This window comes from Pseudoalteromonas sp. CO348 (assembly GCF_004208845.1).
Taxonomy (GTDB): Bacteria; Pseudomonadota; Gammaproteobacteria; order Enterobacterales; family Alteromonadaceae; genus Pseudoalteromonas; species Pseudoalteromonas maricaloris.
In genome coordinates this window covers 1-25,123 of record NZ_SGPI01000025.1, presented here as the reverse complement: position 1 = coordinate 25,123, position 25,123 = coordinate 1, and the positions used below count along the sequence as shown (strand labels likewise).

The 25,123-nt window shown below is 45.1% G+C and carries 20 protein-coding genes; 12 read left to right on the top strand and 8 right to left on the bottom strand.

Features of this window, described 5'->3' with window-relative positions; translation table 11 throughout:
- Positions 1 to 538 precede the first annotated feature (538 nt).
- From pilB to nadC, 6 genes are all read right to left on the bottom strand, one after another.
- On the bottom strand, positions 539 to 2,215 hold the full coding sequence (pilB, locus tag EXT48_RS12960; RefSeq protein ID WP_130164712.1) for a type IV-A pilus assembly ATPase PilB: 1,677 nt from the start codon (positions 2,213 to 2,215) through the stop codon (positions 539 to 541).
- Positions 2,216 to 2,310: 95 nt separating this feature from the next.
- Positions 2,311 to 2,940 carry a dephospho-CoA kinase gene (gene coaE, locus EXT48_RS12955; protein ID WP_130164711.1) on the bottom strand — a complete coding sequence of 210 codons (630 nt, stop codon included), beginning with the start codon at positions 2,938 to 2,940 and terminating at the stop codon, positions 2,311 to 2,313.
- A gap of 9 nt (positions 2,941 to 2,949) precedes the next feature.
- A complete protein-coding gene (locus tag EXT48_RS12950) occupies positions 2,950 to 3,828 on the bottom strand; it encodes an A24 family peptidase (protein ID WP_130164710.1) in 879 nt (292 codons plus the stop codon).
- Between the two features lie 134 nt (positions 3,829 to 3,962).
- Complete coding sequence (locus tag EXT48_RS12945) at positions 3,963 to 5,186, bottom strand: type II secretion system F family protein (RefSeq protein WP_130164709.1); 1,224 nt, start codon at positions 5,184 to 5,186, stop codon at positions 3,963 to 3,965.
- A gap of 51 nt (positions 5,187 to 5,237) precedes the next feature.
- On the bottom strand, positions 5,238 to 5,687 hold the full coding sequence (locus tag EXT48_RS12940) for a prepilin-type N-terminal cleavage/methylation domain-containing protein (protein WP_130164708.1): 450 nt from the start codon (positions 5,685 to 5,687) through the stop codon (positions 5,238 to 5,240).
- A gap of 934 nt (positions 5,688 to 6,621) precedes the next feature.
- A complete protein-coding gene (gene nadC / locus EXT48_RS12925) occupies positions 6,622 to 7,464 on the bottom strand; it encodes a carboxylating nicotinate-nucleotide diphosphorylase (protein WP_130164713.1) in 843 nt (280 codons plus the stop codon).
- A 267-nt stretch (positions 7,465 to 7,731) separates the two neighbouring features.
- Here nadC and ampD point away from each other — a divergent pair, with 267 nt between their 5' ends.
- Together ampD and ampE are read left to right on the top strand one after the other, a co-directional pair.
- On the top strand, positions 7,732 to 8,274 hold the full coding sequence (ampD, locus tag EXT48_RS12920) for a 1,6-anhydro-N-acetylmuramyl-L-alanine amidase AmpD (protein ID WP_010607337.1): 543 nt from the start codon (positions 7,732 to 7,734) through the stop codon (positions 8,272 to 8,274).
- Positions 8,275 to 8,280: 6 nt separating this feature from the next.
- Positions 8,281 to 9,132 carry a beta-lactamase regulator AmpE gene (ampE, locus tag EXT48_RS12915; RefSeq protein ID WP_130164706.1) on the top strand — a complete coding sequence of 284 codons (852 nt, stop codon included), beginning with the start codon at positions 8,281 to 8,283 and terminating at the stop codon, positions 9,130 to 9,132.
- Between the two features lie 71 nt (positions 9,133 to 9,203).
- Here ampE and EXT48_RS12910 read toward each other — a convergent pair whose 3' ends face one another.
- The gene (locus EXT48_RS12910) at positions 9,204 to 11,705 is read right to left on the bottom strand and encodes a PilZ domain-containing protein (RefSeq protein ID WP_045990161.1); all 2,502 of its coding nucleotides are present in this window, start codon (positions 11,703 to 11,705) and stop codon (positions 9,204 to 9,206) included.
- Between the two features lie 128 nt (positions 11,706 to 11,833).
- Here EXT48_RS12910 and radA point away from each other — a divergent pair, with 128 nt between their 5' ends.
- The 6 genes from radA to EXT48_RS12880 all read left to right on the top strand — a co-directional run bounded on the left by radA (position 11,834) and on the right by EXT48_RS12880 (position 18,581).
- Complete coding sequence (gene radA / locus EXT48_RS12905; RefSeq protein WP_010370516.1) at positions 11,834 to 13,204, top strand: DNA repair protein RadA; 1,371 nt, start codon at positions 11,834 to 11,836, stop codon at positions 13,202 to 13,204.
- A gap of 15 nt (positions 13,205 to 13,219) precedes the next feature.
- Complete coding sequence (locus EXT48_RS12900; RefSeq protein ID WP_130164705.1) at positions 13,220 to 14,143, top strand: DUF945 family protein; 924 nt, start codon at positions 13,220 to 13,222, stop codon at positions 14,141 to 14,143.
- Between the two features lie 196 nt (positions 14,144 to 14,339).
- The gene (locus EXT48_RS12895) at positions 14,340 to 14,903 is read left to right on the top strand and encodes a UPF0149 family protein (RefSeq protein ID WP_026000986.1); all 564 of its coding nucleotides are present in this window, start codon (positions 14,340 to 14,342) and stop codon (positions 14,901 to 14,903) included.
- 2 nt (positions 14,904 to 14,905) lie between these two features.
- Positions 14,906 to 16,216 (top strand): Xaa-Pro aminopeptidase, encoded by a 1,311-nt coding sequence (gene pepP / locus EXT48_RS12890; RefSeq protein WP_130164704.1) that lies wholly within the window; start codon positions 14,906 to 14,908, stop codon positions 16,214 to 16,216.
- Between the two features lie 12 nt (positions 16,217 to 16,228).
- Positions 16,229 to 17,401 carry a 2-octaprenyl-6-methoxyphenyl hydroxylase gene (gene ubiH / locus EXT48_RS12885; protein WP_039491971.1) on the top strand — a complete coding sequence of 391 codons (1,173 nt, stop codon included), beginning with the start codon at positions 16,229 to 16,231 and terminating at the stop codon, positions 17,399 to 17,401.
- Between the two features lie 10 nt (positions 17,402 to 17,411).
- Positions 17,412 to 18,581: an FAD-dependent monooxygenase gene (locus EXT48_RS12880; RefSeq protein ID WP_130164703.1), complete on the top strand. Its 1,170-nt coding sequence runs from the start codon at positions 17,412 to 17,414 to the stop codon at positions 18,579 to 18,581.
- Positions 18,582 to 18,654: 73 nt separating this feature from the next.
- On the opposite strand, the gene EXT48_RS12875 is transcribed toward EXT48_RS12880, so the two are convergent.
- Positions 18,655 to 19,500: a LysR family transcriptional regulator gene (locus EXT48_RS12875; protein ID WP_130164702.1), complete on the bottom strand. Its 846-nt coding sequence runs from the start codon at positions 19,498 to 19,500 to the stop codon at positions 18,655 to 18,657.
- 129 nt (positions 19,501 to 19,629) lie between these two features.
- On the opposite strand from EXT48_RS12875, the gene EXT48_RS12870 reads away from it, so the two are divergent.
- The 4 genes from EXT48_RS12870 (at position 19,630) to gcvP (ending at position 24,922) form a co-directional block, all read left to right on the top strand.
- On the top strand, positions 19,630 to 20,205 hold the full coding sequence (locus EXT48_RS12870) for a hypothetical protein (protein WP_010370535.1): 576 nt from the start codon (positions 19,630 to 19,632) through the stop codon (positions 20,203 to 20,205).
- An 85-nt stretch (positions 20,206 to 20,290) separates the two neighbouring features.
- Entirely contained in the window at positions 20,291 to 21,373 is a 1,083-nt protein-coding gene (gene gcvT / locus EXT48_RS12865; protein ID WP_010370538.1) for a glycine cleavage system aminomethyltransferase GcvT, read from the top strand.
- A gap of 76 nt (positions 21,374 to 21,449) precedes the next feature.
- Positions 21,450 to 21,839 (top strand): glycine cleavage system protein GcvH, encoded by a 390-nt coding sequence (gcvH, locus tag EXT48_RS12860; protein WP_039491974.1) that lies wholly within the window; start codon positions 21,450 to 21,452, stop codon positions 21,837 to 21,839.
- 182 nt (positions 21,840 to 22,021) lie between these two features.
- Positions 22,022 to 24,922, top strand: a complete 2,901-nt coding sequence (gene gcvP / locus EXT48_RS12855) for an aminomethyl-transferring glycine dehydrogenase (protein WP_099031206.1) — start codon at positions 22,022 to 22,024, stop codon at positions 24,920 to 24,922.
- The last annotated feature ends 201 nt before the right edge of the window (positions 24,923 to 25,123 follow it).

Here is a 25,123-nt window from a genome sequence, read left to right as displayed (position 1 = left end):
TCCTTATTTGGTAAAAGTGTTTTGCAATATCTTTATACCGTACTCTCCCGTTAAGGGGGAGGAGTCCATACATCTCCCACACGGGTGTTAGCTTAGTTGTAGGAGCGATTCCACATCGCGATCTTTTTATCAAGCTCGCCGCGTAAAGCGGCTCCCACACGGATGTTAGCTTATTTGTAGGAGCGATTTTACATCGCGATCTTTTTCATCAATCTCGCCGCGTAAAGCGGCTCCCACACGGGTGTTATCTTAGTTGTAGGAGCGATTCCACATCGCGATCTTTTTTATCAAGCTCGCCGCGTAAAGCGGCTCCCACAGGGAGGTTAGATTATTTGTGGAAGCGATTTTATATCGCGATCTTTTTCATAAAGCTCGCCGCATACAGCAGCTCCCACACAGGTGTTATCTTAGTTGTAGGAGCGATTTCACATCGCGATCTTTTTTATCAAGCTCGCTGTATAAAGCGATTCCACACAGGTGTTACCTTAGTTGCAGGAGCGATTTCACATCGCGATCTTTTTGTCTTAATCAATCAGTCTTAATAACTTGTTACGCGGTTGATTTCTGTAAGCGATGTCACCCCAGCAGCGGCTTTTTTCAGGCCAGATTTACGTAAGTTATCAAAACCTAACTGCTCTGCTTTTTCGGCAATCTCAAGAGAGTTGCCTCCTTCCATGATCAGGTGCGAAAGCTCTGGCGTGATTTTTACTACTTCATATATACCCACACGGCCTTTGTAACCATCGGTGCAGCTTTCACAGCCTTTAGGTGCAAAAAGGGTAATCTCTTTAATTTGCTCGGCAGTAAAGCCTTGCCCTAACAAGGCTTCTTCCGGCAACGTTTCAGGTGTTTTACACTTAGGACAAAGACGTCTTGCGAGACGCTGGGCAATAATCAAGCTCACCGAGCTTGCTACGTTGTACGCCGGCACGCCCATGTTTAATAGACGGGTGAGCGTTTCAGGCGCAGAGTTGGTGTGCAGGGTGCTCAATACTAAGTGACCAGTTTGGGCGGCTTTTATTGAGATCTCAGCGGTTTCAAGGTCACGGATCTCACCAACCATCACCACATCCGGATCCTGACGCAAGAATGCTCTCAAGGCATTGGCGAAAGTCATATCCGCTTTGGTATTGATTTGTACTTGGTTAATACCCTCAAGGTTTATTTCGACAGGGTCTTCTGCCGTGCTGATATTGCGCTCTGGCTGATTAAGAATATTCAAGCCAGTGTAAAGTGACACGGTTTTACCGGAACCTGTTGGTCCGGTTACCAAAATCATGCCCTGAGGCTGTTCTAGTGCGTCGAGGTAAAGTTGTTTTTGCTCAGGTTCATAACCTAGCACGTCAATGCCGAGCATGGCGCTGGACGAATCTAGAATACGCATTACGATTTTCTCGCCCCACATGGTAGGCAGCGTACTCACACGAAAGTCGATACTTTTGCGCTCGGAAATCTTTAATTTGATGCGGCCATCTTGCGGTTTGCGTTTTTCTGCTATGTCTAAGTGCGCCATCACTTTGATACGGGCGGCGAGGCGAGTTGCTAGTGTGTTTGGTGGACTTGCCATCTCATGCAGCAGGCCATCGATACGAAAACGCACGCGATATTTCTTCTCGTAGGGCTCAAAGTGTAGATCCGACGCGCCTTTTTTTATCGCGTCCATTAAGATTTTATTGATATAAACGATGATTGGCGCATCGTCTTTATCTTCGTTGGTGTTTTGCTGTTTAGGCTCGTCATCAACTTCTAAGTCGGCAAATTCTTTAAATTCTTCTTCAGAGATCGAGAGGCCGCCCGTTGCATCAAACAGCTGATCAATCTTTGCTTCGAGTTTTTTGTAGTCGGCTACCAGTACTTCACACTGTAATCCAGTACTAAACTCAAAGTTTTCAAATGCGCCAAAGTCAGTAGGATCAGAAGCCGCAACGTAGAGTTTTCTACCTTTTTGTACCAGCGGTAAAATATGGTGCTTACGGATCAGTTTTTCTTTGACTAGTGCTGGTGGAATTTCACTAACGTTAAAGTGATCAAGATTAAAAAAGGGCACTTTGAATAAGTCTAGGCATTCTTCAGCTAGCTCTTTGGAGCTCATTCCTGAACTTAGGCAAATTAACTCGGCGGTGGTGTTTGCTTCTGGCTGGCGAGACTTTATTTGCTCAGCAGTGACTCGCCCTAAGGTAATAAATTTACGCAGTAGCGGGGAATGATGTTCCATAGTACCTCTTTGCCTTCACATTGAATGCATATTCAATATTTATCATTAAGTTGGAAAAATGCCAAGTTATCACGTTGAGTGTAGAGTAAATTTTACTAATTATTTAGTCTTACTTTCACTTTTGCTAGATTGATAAACTCATTGTGTAATCTATCTGTCTCTTGCAGGCTTTCAAGTAGCGGTCGGTCGTTGTCTAGGATGTAGTCCGCTTTTGCTTGTTTATCTGCGCGCGGTAACTGCGACTCGATAATACGTTTTACTTGCGCTGCATCTACCAAATCTCGGCTGGTTGTTCTTGCGATTTGCGTATCAACAGCAACATCAACAAGTAAAGTGGCATCGCAGTAGCGCTCTAAACCATTTTCGAACAGCAGGGGCGCCGCTAAAACCACGTAATCGCTTTGCGCTTCGTTTAACTGCGTGAGTATTTCATTACGGATAAGCGGGTGAAGTAGCTCATTAAGCCACTGTTTTTTATCGGCATCAGCAAAAATAATGGCTCTTAACTTAGCTCTATCTAAGTTGCCGTCAGGCTGTAAAATGGCACTGCCAAACTCATCAGCAATCGCTTGTAGCCCTGTACTGCCTAGCGCGACTACTTCTCGTGCAACGATATCGGCGTCAACAACTACTATCCCTTTTTGCTGCAAGTGTTTAGTGATGGCCGTTTTACCTGCACCAATACCGCCCGTCACCCCTAAAATCCAACTATTCGTTTTTAGCATTGTATTACTTTACATTATTAAGTTTACGTACCACAGCTGCAGCTGCTCGCCGTACATTAGGGTGATCCAGCCTGCAATGGCTAAGTAAGGGCCAAATGGGATTGGGGTGGCTTTATCTCTGCCTTGAACACTTAATTGGATGCTACCAATAATTGCGCCGACCAGGCTTGAAAGTAGCACTATGGTTAAGATTGCTTGCCAGCCCATCAATGCACCAAAGATGGCTAGCAGTTTAAAGTCGCCATAGCCCATGCCTTCTTTACCAGTGAGTAATTTAAAGAGCCAATACACGCTCCATAAACTCAAATAACCTATGGCCGCGCCGATAATGGCATCATTGGGCTCAATGCCAACACCAAAACAACTGGCAACCAGTACTAACCATAAAGTTGGTAGCGTTAACTGATCTGGCAGCAACATTTCGTCGATATCGATAACCGTAAGTGCGACTAACACCCAAGTAATCAAAATATACAGAGTGGCTTCTAAAGTGGCACCAAAATGCCACGCAACCCATATGGAGAGTAGGGCGGTTGTTAGCTCTACCAAAGGATAGCGTACAGAGATTGACGCGTCGCAGTGGTTGCATTTGCCTTTTAATAATAGCCAGCTGATCAGTGGAATGTTTTGCCACGCTTTAATCGGTGTTTTGCAGCTGGGGCAATGAGAGCTTGGTTTAATTAAATTAAACACGGGTGCTTCAGCGGTTTGTTTTGGAAGCTCGTCAGCGAGCAACACGCGACATTCTGACTGCCAGTTCTGCTTCATCATTTTAGGTAAACGAAGAATAACCACATTGAGGAAGCTGCCGATGCAAAGACTAACGAGTCCGACGGTGAGTAACCAATACCATAACTGGGTTTGCATCAAGTTGATAATATCTTGCATAAGTTGGGCGCTTGCTTATATTTTTTTGTTTAAGTTTTCGAGGCATGCTCGGTATAGGTTTTTGCAGTTTACCACACAGCACTATTGAGAGGCACAGCACTGCACCTCTAAATAGTGTAATTTTGTGAACAAAATTAAATAACTGAACCTAGTTGGAATATCGGTAAATACATGGCAATAATCAGGCCACCGATCAGTACGCCTAGTACCACCATAATTAATGGTTCTAATAGGCTAGAAAGGCCATCTACCGCATCATCGACCTCTTGCTCGTAAATGTTAGCGACCTTTGCCAGCATACCATCTAGCGAGCCCGATTCTTCACCAATAGACACCATTTGTACTACCATATCTGGGAAGACTTTGGTGTTATGCATTGCCCAGTGCATTTGGTTACCCGAGTTGACCTCTGCTTTAATCTCAGTAATTGCATTTTTATAAATAATATTACCCGATGCACCTGCGGCAGAATCGAGTGCATCGCCAAGGGGGACACCCGCAGCAAAGGTGGTCGAAAGCGTACGAGCATAACGCGCCACCGCTGCCTTTTTGAGGATCTCGCCAATCACTGGGATACGCAATATCATACGGTCGTTAAAATGCTTTACCGCAGGACTGCGAATAAGCATTTCTTTATAGGTATAACCAAAAAGGCCAATACCAAGTACAAATACCCACCAATATTCCTGCATAAATTCGGAAATCGCGATGACCATTAGCGTAAAGGCGGGGAGTTCAGCACCAAAACCGGCAAAAATATCTTGAAATTGAGGCACAACGAAAATAAGCAAAATACCAGTAACTATGAGTGCTACAGCCACTACGGCAATAGGGTAGAATAGCGCCTTTTTAATCTTAGACTTAAGTGCTTCTGTTTTTTCTTTATAGAGTGCTATGCGGTCAAATATGGTATCAAGTGCTCCTGATTGCTCCCCTGAATGGACAAGGTCACAATAGAGTTCATCAAAATATCGAGGATATGCTCTTAAAGATTTAGCAAGAGGCTGGCCCGCCTTTACTTCATCACAAATATGGCCGACTAACTTTGATAAGCTCTTATTCTTTATCCCGCTAGTCAGCATTTCTAACGTTTGAACAAGCGAAACGCCAGCCATAAGCATAGTCGCGATTTGACGAGTTGTTGTTGCTATATCAACGGGTTTTATTTTCTGAGTGCCAGTAAAGCCAAAAAGGGGTTTAGGTTTGCGCTTAACTTTAGATGGGGTAATGCCTTGCTTTCTTAGCTGGGCTTTAACCAAGGCGACACTTTGCCCGGTCATTTCGCCTTCGAGCTTTTTGCCGCGATTATTAACACCGACCCATTGGAATGTCTCAAGCTGGTTGCTGGAATCTTTCAATTATAAGTACCTAACTAGAGTTTGTGGCCAGCGAAAGCTGGCCAAACAAGATTAGTTACCGTCACATGTAATAGAGCGACCAGTAGTTGAACATCCGGTGCCTGTAAGCGCCCAATTAAGAGTACCATTAGTTGTTGTTGGAGTTAGTGTTAGGGTTAATAATGTTCCATCTGCAGCCGTTGCTGTTGTAGTTACAGCAATTACACCGTCGGTAACAGATAACTGGTCAACATACGCGATAGTAGCTCCATCATTACCTGTTGCAATTGCAGCTGGAATTCCTTCTGCACCAGCATCACAAGCTGTTAACGCACCATTGACTTGTGAGCACAATGCTACCGCTGTTTTATAAGATGCAATACCAGCAGCAGCACCAGCAACTTTAGTCCGTTGGGTGTAATCCTGATACTGAGGCAAAGCTACCGCAGCTAGAATACCGATGATTGCTACTACAATCATTAGTTCGATTAGGGTAAAACCACCCTGTTGTTTTTGAGTCATGATGTGTCTCCTAAATTTTAAGTGACTTAACCGTACAATGTTTAAGTTAAGCGTTTATTAAAACCTTTGCAATAATTACCAATCCATCGAATCAACAAACTGGTGTGCTCAAATTGACTTAACGGCGACCAAGAAGATGCAACAAGCTCATCATTCAAAAATCTTAAAAGCTAAACCCGTTAAGTTTGTGACCGTTCCCTAATCAACTAGAAGTGTAGCACCGATTTAGTTTCAGCGATCACAATTAACATTTACTTTAATAGTAAACGCTGAGCTCAGCAATTGAATTTTAATAATAAATTATTGATTCTCTTGCGGTAGCTCAAGCTTTCCTAATATCGGTTCAAAAAACGAACGGAACCAATCGTTACCGAACATTAAGATCTTGTTACACTCTAGTTCTTTTGTCGTATTTAACGGGTTTTAAGTAGGTTTGTCAACGAAATAGAAAACTTTATCTATTACGTGGGATTACGGGAAAGTGCAGAACACTCCGTTTATGGTAGCGATTTTGTTATTGAATAAGGCTAGGGCCTGTTGACCTTTGCTGTTTGATTTTTGTTCTTCTGAGTGTGTTTTGGTCGCGACGCTCGACTTGCCGCCTAGTAATCTAGGCAAAAGTTGAGCAACAATGAACAAAGCGCACTCAGGTGAACCCAAAGAGCAGCGCTTGACTGGCATTTCTACTGTGTTATCACCTGACTTACATAGAATAACTATGCTACGCAGGCTCTGCCTTGTATAAATACCAGTCAAACTGCTGCAAAAACAAACTTGAAAGATCAACAGGCCCTAGCTACAGAAAATTGAACCATTACTGGCAGTGTCGCATTGATAGCTTGAATGCCACATTAAGTAAGACAGAAAAACAAAAGGGCTCAATCAAGGCCCTTTTTACATGTATAAAAGAGAGGTAGTTGTCTAAAACTTTACATTATTCAAAGCGCATCGACAGGTCGATGCTTTGTACATGCTTGGTCAGTGCGCCGCTTGAAATAAAATCAACACCAGCTTGTGCGTAAGTCGTCAAAATTTCAATGGTCATATTACCAGAGACTTCCAGCTTGGCTTTGCCTTGCGTGATTTCAACCGCTTGTTGAATTTCACTTACGCTGAAGTTGTCCAGCATAATAATATCGCTGCCAGCATCTAAGGCTTGTTGTAATTCGCCTAGGTTTTCTACTTCAACTTCTACCGGCTTGTCTGGGTGGTTATTACGCGCAGTCGCAACGGCTTTAGCGATACTGCCACAGGCGGCAATGTGGTTTTCTTTAATAAGATATGCATCGAATAGACCAATTCTGTGATTTTTACCACCGCCACATTTAACGGCGTATTTTTGTAGCGCTCTTAATCCTGGGATGGTTTTACGTGTATCTAGTAGTTTAGTTTGCGTACCACTTAAAATCTCAACATATTTTGCTGTGGTGGTTGCCGTGCCCGATAGCGTTTGTACAAAGTTAAGCGCCGTGCGTTCAGCGGTTAGAATCGCTCTTGCTGAGCCGCTTGCGGTAAACAAGCGAGTGTTGGCGGCAACAAAATCGCCGTCGTTCACAAGTACGTTGACGCTAACACTTGGGTCAACTTGTTGAAAAACCTCCTCGATTAACGCCTTGCCAACGAACACACAATCTTCCCTTGTGATCACATAGGCATTTGCTTGCTGCGTTTCTGGGATAAGGGCTGCGGTAATATCACCTTCGTTTGGTGTTTGATAATTAAGGTCTTCGTCTAGCGCCTGCTTTACCAATTGGCTGATAAGGTTTTGGTCAATCATAGGTTGTCTTTTCATTTTTTCTGCAATGGCCGAATTTTACGCGCGTTTGCCTAGGAGTACAATTGATGGAGAAGAATTCACGAAATTTGGCGAGGTGGCTTTTATTTCGCGGGGTAAACCTGCTGCTGCGATAATGTGTTTTGCTGTGCGAACCTTTATGTCTTTTATGCCCCGGTACTATCGTTACACTACACATAAACCCATCCCTACCTTTTGTCTTATTTTGTCTTTATAATCGAATGCAAACCAAGGCTTGGAACTAATACTTTGAATTGGCTACCTTTTGCTAAGCATAAGCAATCCCCGCATTACGATGAAAGACCACAAGCGTGCGAGATAGATTTACTGGTGGTCCATAATATCTCGCTGCCTGCAGGGTGCTTTGGCACGCCGTACGTGGAAGAGTTATTTATGGGCACGCTGGACTGCGGCGCACATCCAACTTTTTCTGATTTAGAGGGAGTAAGGGTGTCGGCGCACTGCGTTATACGTCGTGACGGTAGCATCACCCAATACGTTCCCTTTATTGAACGGGCTTGGCATGCAGGAGTGTCGCAGTGGCAAGGTCGAACGCGCTGTAATGATTTTGCAATTGGTATTGAAATGGAGGGGACAGACACCACGCCATATACCGAAGCGCAATATGCGAGTTTAGTAAAAACAACGCGTTGGCTGCAGCAGCACTATCCAAAGCTGACGAATGATCGTATTGTAGGGCACAATGATATTGCTCCTGGAAGAAAGACAGATCCAGGGGCTGCATTTGATTGGCAGCATTATTTTACCTTGTTAAATAACCAAGAGAGCTAGGCAAGCATGATCTTAATTTCAATCATCATCGCGCTTATTATTGAACGACTTGGCGCGCGGGCGAACTACTGGCAAGTCGACCATTACCTGCAAAGTTACTACGCGAAAACCAAATCTTGGACTCAGCCAAATGCCATGTTGGGCTCGCATTTCGGTGTGATGCTTTGGTTAGTTATTCCTGCATTGATCGTTGCTTTTATTTACAGCCTAAGTGACTTTGTGTTTTGGCAGTTTGCAATCAATATCTGTGTGCTCTTAGTCTGTTTTGGCTGTGCAAAATATCGCAAGCTTTATAAAGGCTATTTGAATGCGCTGACCAGAGGTGATAACGAAGCGGCTACGCTTTATGCGTTGCAAATGGGGCAAGACAAATTAGAAGATGAGCCGGGCGGCGAGACGTTTGGTCAGACGCTTTCGTGGATCAACTTTCAACATTACTGCGGAGTTATTTTTTGGTTTGTGGCGTTGGGCGCGCCGGGCGCTGTGCTATATGCGATGGTAAGACAGATTGTGCATTGGCATCATGAGCAAGAAAATCCGCCACTACAGCATGTGTTTGAGCAGTTTTGCCGGTTATTTTATTGGCTAAATTGGCTTCCTGCTCGGATCGCAAGCTTTGGTTTTTTGATCATCGGTAACTTCAGTAAAGGCACGTCAAGTTGGTTGAAGTATGTGCTAGATTTTAAAACCACAAATCGTCAAATCGTCACAAGCACTGCACTTGCGGCTGAGCAAATTGAGCAACAGTTTTTAGGTTGTACTTTTGAAGCAAGCTGTATGATGCGCCTCGTGAAACGTAATATTTTGTTTTATCTCGTGATTATCGCAGTATTAACCCTATTTGGTTGGGTGGAGTAGCCCTAGCTGCAAATTACACACCTTTATAACAAATGCTCCATATACTGTAAGGGCATATGGAGCAGTTGAAATCAGTGTTTAAAATTGGCCTCTAACCAGCGCTTTTTCTGCTCTTCCATTTTGGTAACAAGCGGCGCATCAAAGCCCATGTTTCGAACCACATATTCTGTAACATCTATCAAATCACACACCCCAGTTACCGACCAAAGCGCTTCTTCTAGGTCTTTTGCTTTGTGGATTGCATAGTGGCTTACATAGCGCAGCTCATTCGCAAGATAATCCATATCTGGGCGGCCGGTTTTTGATACATAAAGCTGATAGACAAAGAGTAGGTCATTGCGTAGTGCTTTTTTAGCATACAAATACAGGCTATCAATGGCCTCTTCATGGGCAATAACTTGCGCACCTACCGCTTCATGTTGACTGCTTTGGTTTGGATCAAACTTAATAAACACCAAGTATTTGAGTGGTTTATCCTGTCGCGATTTTGTTTTTAGAATTTCGGTGAGCTTTTCTTCGACGAAACGGTCGGGGAAAACGGCTTTGGCGTCCAAGGTGTTATCGTCATTATCGCTAAACGAATGCAATAAGTGGTGAAGGGATGTCGGGTAAAGCCCCTGTCCAATTGCTCCCACCGCATTATGTGAAGTTTCTTTATGTAAATAAAGTGGAAACTGACAAACGGATTTAGTCACCATGTTACGCAGTGCAAGTGATAGCCCCGGCACCTTTGGCGCTTCATCACAAGCAACCAGCTTGTCTTTGTTGCTCTCAATAAGGGCTTTAAAGAACCCCATGGCAGAATGGTCGAGTTGACCTATTTTCTGCACTTTCAAGTTAATGATAGTTTTAGTTTTATTGACCATCATTACTTCATAGCGCAAATTCGTTAAATTGTGCTGTTTCGTCAGTCTCTGCAAATCGACTAAGTCTAAGTGTATTGAGTCACCTTTACTCAGCGGCATTTCTTGGCCGCACTCTATTTGTAAACCCATGACAGAAAAATCACGGGTAACGCAGTTGAACGTGCCTTGACCATCAATATGAACGACGACATTGGTTTTATAAAGGTAGCGCCTGTGTGCACGCAAGTTAACGTATTCTAACGCAACCACCTCAAGCGGAGGAGGAGTGGCTGACTTGCCGTGACCGAACTTCTTTAACTGATTAACTAAACTTTGTTCGTAACTCAGGCGTTGGAATCGCTCAGTGATCGACGGGTTTCCAATATCTGTCAGTAACATGAGATATTTCACGTCTTGGATAAAGCCTTGCACCCTTGGGGTGGGGCGTTTATTTAGCTTTTCGACATTTTTGCCTGCACTTGCGGGAAGCGAAAGCGGGATAAACGCATCCTCATGATGGCTTGGCATGAGTTGTACTTTAAACGTGCGCCAGCTGTCTTTTTGGCTGCCAAAGGCAAAGAACAGATCGTTTAGTTGCTGCATTTCTTCCAGCTCAAAGTCAAAGGCTGAGTAAAAGTACATTTTGCCTTGACTTGAGTGAGTAAACACATGGCATACCGCTTCTTTTACCGCGCCAGAAAGCGCAAGCAGTCGCTGCATTCGTTTTTGGTTGAAGACGGAATAAAGGCCTGATTGTTTTCTTTCGTCCTCAAAGTAGTAATTGATATGGGCGTTATTTTCGTTGGTAAGCACCATGCTTGGATAAAGCTGTTTTTGTTTCTCACTGATGAAAACAAACAAAGAGCAGACGCGTGGAAAATAATACTGTTCGTAGCCTTTACAAACGACGGCATCCAAAGTGTTGTCGAGATTTATCTTATAGCGGCGTTTGTTACCGTGTATAAAACTATTTAAAAAGTCATCAAAACCTTGGTTTTTCTCGATAAATGTGCGTTTTAAGCGAACTTGGTTGTATTCAATTGTGCCGGGTTCTACGGCGACGACTTCATACTGAATACCTTCTTTCAAGCCAAGTTCAAAGTCTTGCTCGAGACCCACTAAGCGGATCGAAATAATTTGTCCAGGATCTACCTGTTGATTGGTCGGTAATTTTATTTTAGCGCCGCTGAGGGAAATATCGGAGGTAGTAGCGGAAACCTTAGGGCGATTTTTTGCCAGTTCCACAGTGATCTTAATGGAGTAATTCATGCGCTCTTCGGAGCGGCTTTCGTACGACGCGAAACGGACTAGTTTAGTGTAATTATGATTGACCGCGTCCTTTTCTACTTCTTCTTCGCGTGCTTTGGCCTGCTTTTGCATGACCTTATAATTATTGTCGGTACTCATTACGGATTCGTAAACTGCAAGGGTATAACCCCCATGTTTAGCGACTTCCCGCTCGAATACTTCGATTGCTAAGTCATCCATAAAGTGCTGTTTGCCTTCATATTCATAAGGCTTAACTTGACCTGCGACTTGTCCTCTGAGGTCAATAAATCGTGCCACGGGCTGAGATAGCCGCGACATTTCCATTTTTAATAGAAATTGGTCCGGCTTGGATAGGTCCGCAGTACGTTGCTTAAATATGCGATCAAAAGCCGGATCGCCAAGATCCAGCTTTAAATCTTCAATTAAGCTTTGATATTTTTGTAATCTATCTTCAGGCATAAACAGTTTTACACGCGCTCATTTTATGTGACCAGTTGGGTCACCGCCAATATTATGTCAACATTGGCGCTTTATTAGTTTATTCTTAACCTATTATTGTGTTTAAGCAAGATATATACCTGTAATTTATGGCAAAAAAGAAAACAGCATTTGTATGTAGTGATTGTGGTGCCGAATTCGCGCGTTGGCAGGGCCAGTGCTCAGAGTGTAAGGCATGGAATACCGTAACAGAATTTCGCGTTCCATCAGCAAAATCAGTCCCTCAAGGCGGTTCAACGTCAGGTTATGCCGGTCTTGTTGAAGCTAAAGTACAAACCTTAGATGAAGTTAACCTAGAACAATTACCTAGATTTTCAACAGGCTTTAAAGAGTTTGACCGTGTACTTGGTGGTGGTGTTGTACCGGGAAGTGCAATATTAATTGGTGGTAGCCCCGGCGCTGGTAAAAGTACGGTGTTGCTGCAAACCATGTGTCGCCTTGCCGAAACCATGAACACTCTGTATGTCACTGGTGAAGAGTCGCTGCAACAAGTTGCCATGCGTGCGACACGATTGGGGCTGCCTACAAATAAGCTTAAAACACTCGCAGAAACCAATGTTGAGACGATTTGTCAGCTCGCGCTTCGTGAAAAGCCAAGTATTATGGTTATCGACTCAATTCAAGTAATGCACATGAGTGATATCCAATCGGCACCCGGGTCGGTTTCTCAAGTACGTGAAAGCGCTGCTTATTTGACGCGTTTTGCCAAAACTAATCAGGTTGCCATTATCATGGTGGGGCATGTAACTAAAGATGGTACACTGGCCGGCCCTAAGGTGCTGGAGCATTGTATTGACTGCTCCATTTTGTTGGAAGGTAGTGCCGACAGTCGCTTTAGAACCTTACGTGGCAATAAAAACCGTTTTGGTGCTGTAAACGAATTGGGTGTGTTTGCTATGACAAGCCAAGGTCTAAAGGAAGTAAACAATCCTTCGGCCATTTTCTTAAATCGTGGCGAAGCGCAAACACCAGGCTCATTAGTCATGGTTATTTGGGAAGGTACGCGACCATTACTCGTGGAAGTCCAAGCACTAGTAGACTATTCGCAGCTCGCCAACCCTCGTCGCGTTACTGTTGGTTTGGAACAAAATCGTTTAGCCATGCTACTTGCGGTATTGCATCGTCACGGCGGTTTGCAGGTGTCGGATCAAGATGTGTTTGTAAACGTTGTTGGCGGTGTCAAAGTGACCGAAACCAGCGCTGATTTAGCCTTAATAGCCGCACTGGTTTCAAGCTTTAAAAACCAAACGTTAGACAGGCAGCTGGTGGTATTTGGTGAGGTGGGGTTAGGAGGTGAGATCCGCCCTGTGCCAAGTGGGCAAGAGCGGTTGCGTGAAGCATCTAAGCATGGATTTACAAGAGCAATTGTACCAAAAGCAAATAAACCAAAAGAAAATATTGAAGGGATGGAAATTGTTGCCGTCTCTAGCCTTAGCGAAGCGCTTGAGGCACTTTTTTAAATAATGGAGTGAAATATGAATAAGTCCACATTAGCAGTTGCCGTTGTGGTGTTAGCAGGCGCAGGGTATGTTGGCGCAAACTATTATGTAAATGAGCAAGTGAAACAAGAGATCACCAAACAGATAGAAAACTTCGAACAAGACAGTGGCCTCGAAGTGAAGTTTGCCAACAGTTCAGTAGATTTGTTTACACGTGGTGTTGAAATCAGCGATCTAACGATATCAGAAACGGAACAAGGTAAGCGGCTGTTCACTATCGATAAGCTAAATGTGTTGGGATACCAACAAGATAAAATTAGCCCTTATTCTGAGCTTGAATTAGTTGGTTTAAAGTTAACAGAAGAGGCTGCCGAACTTACACAAGGTATGTCAAAAGACTTAGTCGGTGCAACTTATCAGTTAAAAACGAGCCTTGCTTACAATGAATCTTCTGGTGCTAGTGAATTTAAATTTGTGACTGCGGCGGATGGTATTTTGAAGACTTCTTTTGACGCGGCTTTTGATAATAGTAAAGCATTTATGGAAGCTTCATTGGCTGGGTTACAGGCTCAAGATGATACTCAAAGTCTAGAGAAAGAACTTCAGCTGCAATCACAAATGATGTTAGCAATGCAGTCACTAGAGCTAAAATCAATGAGCTTTAATATTAATAACGATGGCAACTTAGCACAGCTTTTGGATGCCGAACTTGCACAGCAAGGGATGTCCAAAGTTGACTTTGAAGCGATGGTAGCACAGCAGTTAATGTATTCACCGATGCCGCAAGAGTTAAAAGATGCAATCACTGGCTTTGTATCTGGAATGGAGTCGCTGTCAATTTCTGTGACCGTACCACAAAGCCAAAACATTATGGCGCTTGGGCAACAGCTATCCATGGCTATGGCACAAAATCCAGAAACGCTGTCTGAACTTATAAAGATCAACGCAAGCGGTAAATAAAGCCAATCCAGCTAGTTTAATGGGATTGTGGACTTGCTCTGCAACCCCTTTATCTCTTACACACCCATTCATTCGCCATATCTATTTCACCAAATTGGTGAAATCTAAAGCAGCCTTGAGGCTGATCATACAATTCGTTGGAGTTGCAAAGGCTGCGGTGGTAGCATTGGAGTATCAATTGCTTGGGAATGTATTTATGAGCGAATTCAAAGACTACCAGCAAGCTCAATTGCTATTAGAAAAACACGAATTATTTATTGCCCCTGCCGAAGTTCACGGCACCATTTCTGGGCTATTGGCCTGTGGTCTGAATATCGAAGATTCAGAGTATTTAGGGCTATTGAGCGACGTATTTAACGACGGTCAAAAATTTTCAGCGCCAATTAGAGAGTTTTGCATCGATTTATATAAACAAGTTGCCGAGCACTTTAACGACGGTGAGTTCCAGTTTGAACTTTACTTGCCGCCAGAGGACGAGTCATTACATGACCAAGCTAACGCGCTGATTGCTTGGGTATCAGGCTTTTTACTAGGCTTTGGTTTAAAGCAAAAAGATTACGGTAAGTTATCTGCAGATGTTAAAGAAGTGATTAACGATTTTAGCGAAATAACTAAGCTTGATACTGGTTTTGAAGACAGCAACGACGATAAAGAAGCACTGCTCGAAGTGGTAGAATATGTGCGTGTTTCTACATTGTTATGCTTTGCTGAAATGGGTAAAGAGCCCCAGTCCGTTAGTACATCAAAGACGATACATTAATTATGATAAAAAACAGCGAGTTTGTAGCACGCCGTGCGCGTCTTATTGCGGCATTAGATAACAACGCCGTAGCGATTATTCCTGCGGCCGTAGAGTTAACCCGTAGCCGCGACACCGAATTTCCGTTTCGCCAAGATAGTGACTTTTTTTACCTGACGGGATTTAAAGAGCCGGATGCGGTTTTGGTGCTTACGAAAGACAGAGACGGCAATGCGCAGTCTACGCTGTTTTGTCGTAATAAAGATAAGGTTGCTGAGATTTGGCATGGTCGCCGGATGGGCTACGAGCAAGCTAAATCGCAACTTGAACTCGACCAGACCTTCGCATTGAGTGACTTTGATGACGAGCTCTTAAATCTTGTGAATGGTCGCAAGGTACTATTTTACGGGCAAGGCACATATAGCGCCTTTGATGATAAGGTTTGGCAGTTGCTGAGTACATTGCGTGGCGCACCGAAAAAGGGCTATCGTGCCCCTGAGATCATCAAAGATATTCGTCCACTCGTCCATGAAATGCGCTTATTTAAGTCGGATGCTGAAATCGCCATTATGCGCGAAGCGGGCAGAATTAGTGCTGAGGCGCACAAACGCGCGATGCAGTTTGCAAAGCCGGGCGCGACGGAATACCAGCTTGAAGCCGAAATTCATCATCATTATGCAATGAACGGTGCGCGTCACCCAGCCTATGGCACCATTGTTGGCAGCGGCATCAATGCGACGATTTTACACTACACCGACAACTGTGATGCGCTACAGGACGGCGACTTAGTACTGATTGATTCGGGTTGTGAACTTGAAGGCTATGCGGCTGATATAACTCGCACTTTCCCTGTAAACGGCCAGTTTACTGATGCGCAGCGTAAGATTTATGAGTTGGTATTGGCGGCGCAAAATGCGGCCTTTGGTGAAGTAAAACCGGGTGGTACATTAGTCAAAGCCAATCAAGTGGCGATGACTGTATTGACTCAAGGACTAGTAGATTTAGGCATTCTTGCGGGCGACGTTAACGAACTCCTAGAAGCGCAGGCATGCAAAGCATTTTACATGCATGGTTTAGGTCATTGGCTAGGTCTTGATGTTCACGATGTCGGTGAATACAAGTTAGATGAAGCGGATCGTCCATTTGAACCTGGCATGGTACTTACCATTGAGCCAGGTCTGTATTTTGACGAAGATGCGCAAGTTCCTGACGAGTATAAAGGAATTGGCATTCGTATCGAAGATGATCTGTTGGTCACCGAGTCAGGTTATGAAAACTTAACCGCACTGGTGCCAAAAACCATCGCAGAAATAGAAGCATTAATGAATAACTAGTGGACACTTTGCGTGCAACAGTTTGATGTCGTCGTGGTTGGTGGGGGTATGGCAGGAGCCAGCGCCGCCATCGCCATAAAAAAAGTCTCTCCGCAGGCAAAGATTGCGGTTATTGAAGCCTTTGCGCCAAAAGGTAAACAGCATCCAAGTTTTGACGACCGTAGTATTGCGCTTGCTGCGCAATCGGTCGCATTTTTGGGCGAGCTAAATCTATTTAATCCCGAGTGGCAGTACGTTGAGCCAATTACACAAGTGAATGTTTCTGACAGAGGTCACTTTGGTAAAGCGTGGATCAATCCTGAAGACTACAACCAAAAAGCGTTAGGCTATGTGGTTGAAGTCAATCCTTATGGCAGCTTTTTACACGAGCAGTTGAGCAATCTTGATATTGCACTGTTTTGCCCAAACCAAGTGGCGCATATACATCAACAACCAGAGCAGGTTGAACTGACGCTCGATAATGGCGAGCAATTACAAAGTCGATTACTGGTTGTTGCGGATGGCGCGCAATCTCCCACGCGGGCTAAGCTCAATATCGGCTTTGATAGCATAGGCTACGAGCAAGGTGCATTGATTGCCAATGTGCAAATCGACACGGCTCATGGTGGTCAGGCGTTCGAGCGTTTTACCGAACATGGCCCGATGGCACTTCTGCCAATGAGTGATAATCGTTATTCGCTGGTGTGGTGTATGCCAAATGAGCACCTCAGCGAGTTTGAAGCGATGACAGCACACGAGTTTTTAGCAGCATTGCAGCAAGCCTTTGGTTATCGCGCCGGGCGCTTTGTGCAAGTGGGCATGAGAGCAAGCTATCCGCTGGTGCTTGGGCGAGTAGAGCAACTCACACATCATCGCGTGGTGGTGATTGGCAATGCGGCGCATGCCATTCATCCCATTGCAGGACAGGGCTTTAATTTGGGTCTACGAGATATTCAAGTACTAACCTCACAATGTCAGGCAAATACGCTTGAAGAGTGGGGAAGTTTTCAATTTACGCGTGCTTATCAACTGGCGCGAGCGCAAGATATAAATACGGTGATGACATTAACCGATGCGCTCGTTCGACTATTTTCAAACTCATCAAGAACTTTAGCCTTAGGTCGTAGTTTAGGTCTACTCACCATGGCGCTGTCCAAAACAGCAAGAGCGCCGCTGGCCAAGCAATTGATGGGATATAAAGGATAAAGGAGTTGGCATGCAACAAGTTCAAGTTTGTATTGTTGGTGGTGGATGTGTTGGTTTAACGCTGGCGCTGGGGCTTGCGCAGCAAAATATCTCGGTATTAGTGCTAGACAGTGGTGAAAAACCAACACCATTGGCACAAGAATACAGCGCACGCGTGAGTGCGATAAGCGCTGCAAGTCAGGCTTTATTTGAGCGCTTGGGCGTGTGGCCTGATATTAAAGCGCAGCGCGCCGCGGCATATACTCGTATGGATGTACGCGATAAAGACAGTTTTGGTAAAATCGCCTTTGATAATGTCTCGCTAGACTTACCTGAGCTTGGTCACATCATTGAAAACGATGCCATTCGCTATGCGTTGTTAACAGCACTTGAAACACAGCAATCGGCCAAACTGATGTGGAACACAAAATACCAAAGCTTGCATCAAACAGACACAGATGTGTTGCTAACCTTAGCGACTGGTGAACCTGTGATGGCCAAGTTGGTAGTGGCGGCTGACGGTGCACGTTCGGCTATTCGCCAGCAGTTTAATATGCCAATCACGTATTGGGATTATGATCACCATGCGCTGGTTGCAACGATAAAAACCGCAGCGCCACATGATGCAACAGCAAGACAAGTGTTCCTTCCTGATGGACCGTTGGCCTTTTTGCCGCTAGATGATCCACATACTCATTCAATTGTATGGTCAACCGCACCGGATAAAGCAAAGCAGCTACAAGCCATGCCGGTCGAGGCGTTTAATAAAGCGTTGAGTGCTGCAATTGATATGCAGTGCGGTGTGTGTGAATTGATTAGCGAAAGACATGTTTTTCCTTTGACTATGCGCTATGCAAAACAATGGATGCAAGGGCGGATCGTTTTAATGGGCGACGCGGCACACACCATTCACCCGCTTGCAGGCCTTGGCATGAATTTAGGGCTAAAAGACGCTGCCTATCTGATCACCTTGTTATCAGCACCGCAAGAGCAATTTGCCAGCACACGGATACTGCGCCAATATGAGCGCAGCAGAAAAGCAGATGCCCAAAAGCATATTGCCATGATGCAAGGGCTTAAAGAGCTGTTTGAAGGCAACCATCCGCTTAAAAAGCTAATACGCGGTGTGGGCCTGAGCTTGGTCGACAACCTCGGCCCAATCAAACACCTGTTCGCCAAAGAAGCGATAGGCGGTAAATAAAAAGATCGCCGCATAAGGCGTCTCCCACAGAGGTTTTATATTGTTGGTGGGAGCGATTTTACATCGCGATCTTTTAACCTAACCTCAATGCGATAAACTCAGCGAGTTTATCAACCGCGTGGGCGGATTCTTGGGTGTTTTTGACTAGGCTGATACCGATTTGGCCTAGTTCGGGTAATACCTGAGTTTGGGTCTGATAAGGCAGCTCTGCTGGCACGGTGCTTTTGGCCAGCACAGTGATCCCGAGCCCTTCTTTTAAAGCGGCAGTAAGGCCGGTTAAATCGGCGTTGCTATATACAATCCGGTATTGTAATCCAACTTGCTGCAGCGCTTCGATAGCGCGGCGGCGATAAATACAGCCCTCCGGCGCGGTGACTAAAGTGACAACCGAATGCTGCGCAAGCGATAAATCGCCAACCCAAACTAATTGATCTTGCATAAAGACTGGATATTTAGAGGATGAGAGTTCTTCATTAAGCGCTAGCACCAAATCAAACTGGTCTTGCCTTACTACAGAAAGTAAGTGTTTACTCAATCTTGATTTAACTTCTAATGCAACATCAGGATATAAAGAAACGAAATCACCAATAATAGAAGGTAAGATCCGTGCTGCAAATTCGCTGGGAATGCCTAAACGTACTCGGCCTGTCACACTCTCAGAGGTAAATTGCTGAATAATTGCATCGTTCTGCTGCAGCATTTGTTTGGCTAGAGGCAAAAGTAGCTCACCATATTGATTCAACACCTGCCTTTGGCCCTGTTTTTTAAACAGCTTGCAACCTAGCATGTCTTCTAAACGTTTGATTTGCAAGCTAACAGCAGGTTGAGATAAGCCAAGCAGTTCACCAGCCTTGGCAAATCCACCGACATCGACCACAGTGACCAGCGTTCTTAATCCATCAATTGATAAGTTTTTCATATAAGGAAATGCAATTTATAAAACCCAAGTACATTAATATTATTTATCAATTGATAAGTAAATACAATTTGTTGTTGAGTTTGCGCATCCTTATACTTTTGCTCATCGAAATTTCACTAAGGTAGTGCCATGAGCGTCACGCCAATTATCTTTGCAAAGCACCGTCAGGGCAGTGTTCCGGCGCAAAACCATTACATGCCAACTGATGCTGTTGTTGTACTCGATTTCAGCGGCTTTGAGACCACGCCTTTCTTAAGCCAAATTCTTGCACTTAACTTGAATAAGTTAATGGCACCGGGTTTAGGTTTTCAAGGCAAACTAGACAGTGGCGAAAATTTCGCCGTGTACTATTTTAGTGAAACGGCTTACCGTTTTGTCGTAAGTGAAAGCGCAGCCGCTGAGCTGGCAACACTGATTGATAGCCATGCTGACGAGTTTGATATTGAACTGGTTCGCCGTCATGATTTAGTTGCTGCCACCATAAGCGGTGAGCTTGCGTTTGAGCGTTTAGTCAGTGACTTTACGTTAACGCCAGGCCTTAGGATCTCAGATAAAAATGCCTGCTATGGTAAGCAAAGCGGTGAAGTATTTATTACGACCTTGCTGGTGGACGAACAGCAACAGTATCAGTTGATTGCGCAAGCTGCTGTATTAGATAAGTGGCAAACGACGCTCACTGACGCTGGTTTTAAACTCGTTTCATAAATTCCGTGCAGTTATCGTAAGCGCGATAACAATAACCCCCTCAGCGCCAACCGATGGCGGCTGAGTAAAAAAGTGAAGGATAAGTATGACTTCTAAAACAGTACTACACGCGAAGCACCTAGAAGCTGGCGCGAAAATGGTAGACTTCCACGGTTGGGAAATGCCAATCAATTATGGCTCACAAATTGAAGAGCACCACGCGGTGCGTCAAGACGCGGGCATGTTTGACGTTTCACACATGACGATTGTTGATATCGAAGGTGTAGACGCAAAGGCATTTTTACAAAAGCTAGTTGCAAACGATGTAGCTAAGCTTACTGTGGCTGGTAAGGCGCTATACACAGGCATGCTAAACGAGCAGGGCGGCGTGATTGATGACCTTATCATTTACTTCTTCACTGAAACGCAATATCGCCTAGTAGTTAACTCTGCAACACGCGAAAAAGACCTTGCACATATCGGTGCGGTAGCAGCAGATTTTGAAGTGACAGTTACTGAGCGTCCTGAGTACGCGATGATTGCGGTACAAGGTCCAAACGCAAAAGCAAAAACAGCAACTATCCTAGACGAACAACAACAAGCGGCTGTTGAAGGCATGAAGCCATTCTTTGGTGTGCAAGCTGGCGACCTATTTATCGCAACAACAGGCTACACTGGTGAAGAGGGTTATGAGATCGTAGTGCACAACGACGGTGCGGCGGACTTATGGCAAAAATTATTAGACGCAGGTGTGCGTCCAGCTGGCCTAGGTGCACGTGATACGCTACGTTTAGAAGCGGGCATGAACCTTTACGGCTCAGACATGGACGAGACGGTGTCTCCACTTGCAGCGAACATGGCATGGACAATTGCATGGGAGCCAGAGGAGCGTGACTTTATCGGTCGTGCAGCTATCACTAAACAGCGTGCAGAGCAAAGCACTGATAAGCTGGTAGGTTTAGTCCTAGAAAGCAAAGGCGTATTACGTGGTGGTTCTAAAGTTATCGTAGAAGGTGGCGAAGGTGTTATCACTTCTGGTACATTCTCACCAACTTTAGGCTTCAGTGTAGCGCTTGCGCGTGTACCTCGTTCAATTGGCGAGACTGCACAAGTTGAAATGCGTAAGAAGCTAGTTGATGTTAAAGTAGTTAAGCCAAGCTTCGTTCGCAACGGCAAGTCAATTATCTAGTTTTTATAGATAATAAATAGAATAACATTGATGTCGCTCACGGGGTGACATCGCAACCGACCAAAGGAACAAAAAAATGAGCAACATTCCTAGCGAGTTAAAGTACGCTACTTCACACGAGTGGGTTCGCGCTGAAGGTGACGGCATATACACTGTTGGTATCACTGAGCACGCACAAGAACTTCTAGGCGACATGGTATTCGTTGAATTACCAGACGTAGATGATGAAGTTGACGCGGGTGAAGACTGCGCGGTAGCTGAGTCTGTAAAAGCAGCGTCAGACATCTATGCACCAATCGGCGGTACTATCGTTGAAATCAACGAAGACCTAGAAGATGCGCCTGAAACTGTAAACAACGATGCATACGGTGACGGTTGGTTGTTCAAAATTAAAGCGTCTGATGAGTCTGAGCTAGATAACCTACTAGACGCTGAAGGCTACGCAAATTCAATCGACGAAGACTAATTTGTTGATAGTAATAAAAGCCCCTTTTTAGGGGCTTTTATTGTTGCTTTTTGAGCAAGGGTGCTTGCTCAAGGTATGACGAGATCATGCCAATGTTTTTAGAATACTGCCGTTACCAAGGTATCTCATTTAGATAAAAACAGTATTCACCTTTTTCATTTGGATCATAGGAACCTGGACTAATGTCAAACGCCAAATCTCTTGAACAGTTAGAGCAAAAGCAAGATTTTATCCGCCGCCATATCGGGCCAAGCCCAGCACAGGTGAGCGAGATGCTAAGCGCTCTTGGAGTATCTAGTGTTGAAGAGCTGATCGGTCAAACTGTACCTGCTTCAATTCGTTTAGAAGAGGGCTTACAGATCGGTGAAAGCCGCACAGAAGTGGAAACCCTAAGTTACCTGAAATCAGTAGCAAGCAAAAACAAGGTTTTCAAATCTTATATCGGTCAAGGCTACCACCCAACTCACGTACCTCACGTTATCCTACGTAACGTACTTGAGAATCCGGGTTGGTACACTGCTTACACCCCTTATCAGCCAGAGATTGCGCAAGGTCGCTTGGAATCACTACTTAACTTCCAAACGCTGACTATGGACATTACCGGCCTAGACTTAGCCAGTGCATCACTACTTGATGAATCCACCGCAGCGGCAGAAGCAATGGCGCTTGCAAAACGTGTATCTAAAGCGAAAAAAGCAAACATCTTCTTTATTGCCGACGACGTACACGTACAAACTATCGATGTAGTATCTACGCGTGCTGAGCAGTTTGGTTTTGAAGTAGTAGTAGGTCCTGCTAGCGACGCTGCTAACCACGAGATTTTTGGTGCGCTATTCCAATATCCAACAACATCAGGTGAAGTGGTTGACGTTACTGACCTAATCGCACAAGTACAAGACAAAAAAGCGATTGCCTGTGTTGCCGCAGACATCATGAGCTTAATGCTACTTAAAGCACCTGGTAAACTAGGTGCAGACGTAGTACTTGGTTCTGCACAGCGTTTTGGTGTACCTATGGGTTACGGCGGCCCACACGCGGCGTTCTTTGCTACGCGTGATGCTTACAAGCGTTCACTACCAGGCCGTATTATTGGTGTGTCTAAAGACCGTTTAGGTAACGACGCGCTACGTATGGCGATGCAAACTCGTGAACAGCACATCCGCCGTGAAAAAGCCAACTCAAACATTTGTACTGCACAGGTGTTACTTGCGAACATGGCTGCGTTTTACGCGGTTTACCATGGTCCTCAAGGTCTTAAGATCATCGCTGAGCGCATTAATCGCCTTGCAAGCATTCTTGCTACGGGTCTTAAAGCAAAAGGCGTGGCACTTAAGCACGATACATGGTTTGATACCATTACCGTTAAAGCGGACGACGCTGACAAGCAAGCGGTTGTGGCGCGTGCAGTAGCAAAAGGCGTGAACTTTGCCCTTAACCACAACGGCGAATACTCAATTGCAGTAAACGAAACCACAACGCGTGCAGACGTAGCTGAGCTATTCGACATCATTTTAGGCGACGACCACGGCCTAAATGTAGATGCGTTAGACGCACAAGTATCAGGCGAGAACATCACAGGTATTCCTGCAAGCCTAGTGCGCGACGACGAAATTTTAACGCACGCAAACTTCAACAGCTATCACAGCGAAACCGAGATGCTGCGTTATATCAAGCGTCTTGAAAACAAAGATTTAGCACTAAACCACTCAATGATCTCATTGGGCTCGTGTACCATGAAGCTAAACGCAACCGCTGAAATGATCCCAGTAACTTGGCCTGAGTTTGCAGAGCTACACCCGTTCTGCCCAATCGATCAAGCACAAGGTTACAAGATCATGATGACTGAGCTGCATGACTGGCTTGTGAACATCACAGGTTACGACGCAGTATCACTACAGCCAAACTCAGGTGCACAAGGTGAATACGCAGGTCTTATCGCGATCCGTAAGTACCATGAGTCTCGCGGTGAAGGCCACCGTAACATCTGTTTGATCCCAAGTTCAGCGCACGGTACAAACCCTGCGTCTGCACAAATGGCAAGCATGAAAGTGGTTGTGGTTGACTGTGATAAAAACGGTAACATCGATATGGAAGACCTACGCGCGAAAGCCGCAGACGTAGCTGAAAACCTATCGTGCATCATGGTCACTTACCCGTCTACACACGGTGTATACGAAGAATCTATCCGTGAAGTATGCGACATCGTGCACCAGCACGGCGGCCAAGTATACATGGACGGCGCAAACATGAACGCGCAGGTTGGGGTAACTAGCCCAGGTTCAATCGGCTCTGACGTATCACACTTAAACCTACACAAAACATTCTGTATTCCACACGGTGGCGGTGGCCCAGGTGTTGGTCCTATCGGTGTTAAATCGCACCTAGCGCCATTTATGCCTAACCACAGCGTGATCAACGTAGAAGGCACAAACGTAGGTAACGGCGCGGTTTCTGCGGCACCTTACGGCTCTGCTGCTATTCTACCTATCTCGTGGGCATACATCGCGATGATGGGCAGCGAAGGCCTAAAACAAGCAACAGAAATGGCAATCGTGAACGCTAACTACCTAACGGCTAAGTTGAGCGAGCACTACCCAATTCTATACCGTGGCCGTAACGACCGCGTTGCTCACGAATGTATTGTTGACCTTCGCCCACTGAAAGAAGCCACAGGCATTACCGAAATGGACGTTGCTAAGCGTCTACAAGACTACGGCTTCCACTCACCAACAATGTCGTTCCCAGTAGCGGGCACACTTATGGTTGAGCCAACGGAATCTGAGTCTAAGGTAGAAATCGACCGCTTTATCGAAGCCATGGTTTCTATCAAAGGTGAAATCGACAAGATTGCATCAGGCGAATGGTCTATCGAAGATAACCCATTAGTATTTGCACCACACACGCAAGCAGACGTACTCAGCAACGACTGGAACCGTGCATACGATCGCTTCTACGCGGCATTCCCAGTACCAAGCGTAGCAAAAGACAAATTCTGGCCAACGGTAACCCGTATCGACGACGTATACGGCGACCGTAACCTAATTTGTTCTTGCCCAGCGGTTGATACTTACCGCGACGCGTAAGGGTTTGTAGGTCGCGCTTTAGCGCGACTTAGCAAATATTGAAAAGCCGCCCTTTGTAAAAAGGGCGGCTTTTTTGTGGGTGTGGATTTGGTGAAGACACATTTTTGGCTCTTTTCTTGGTTTGTGGGAGATGTATGGACTCCTCCCCCTTAACGGGAGAGTACGGTATAAAGATATTGCAAAACACTTTTACCAAATAAG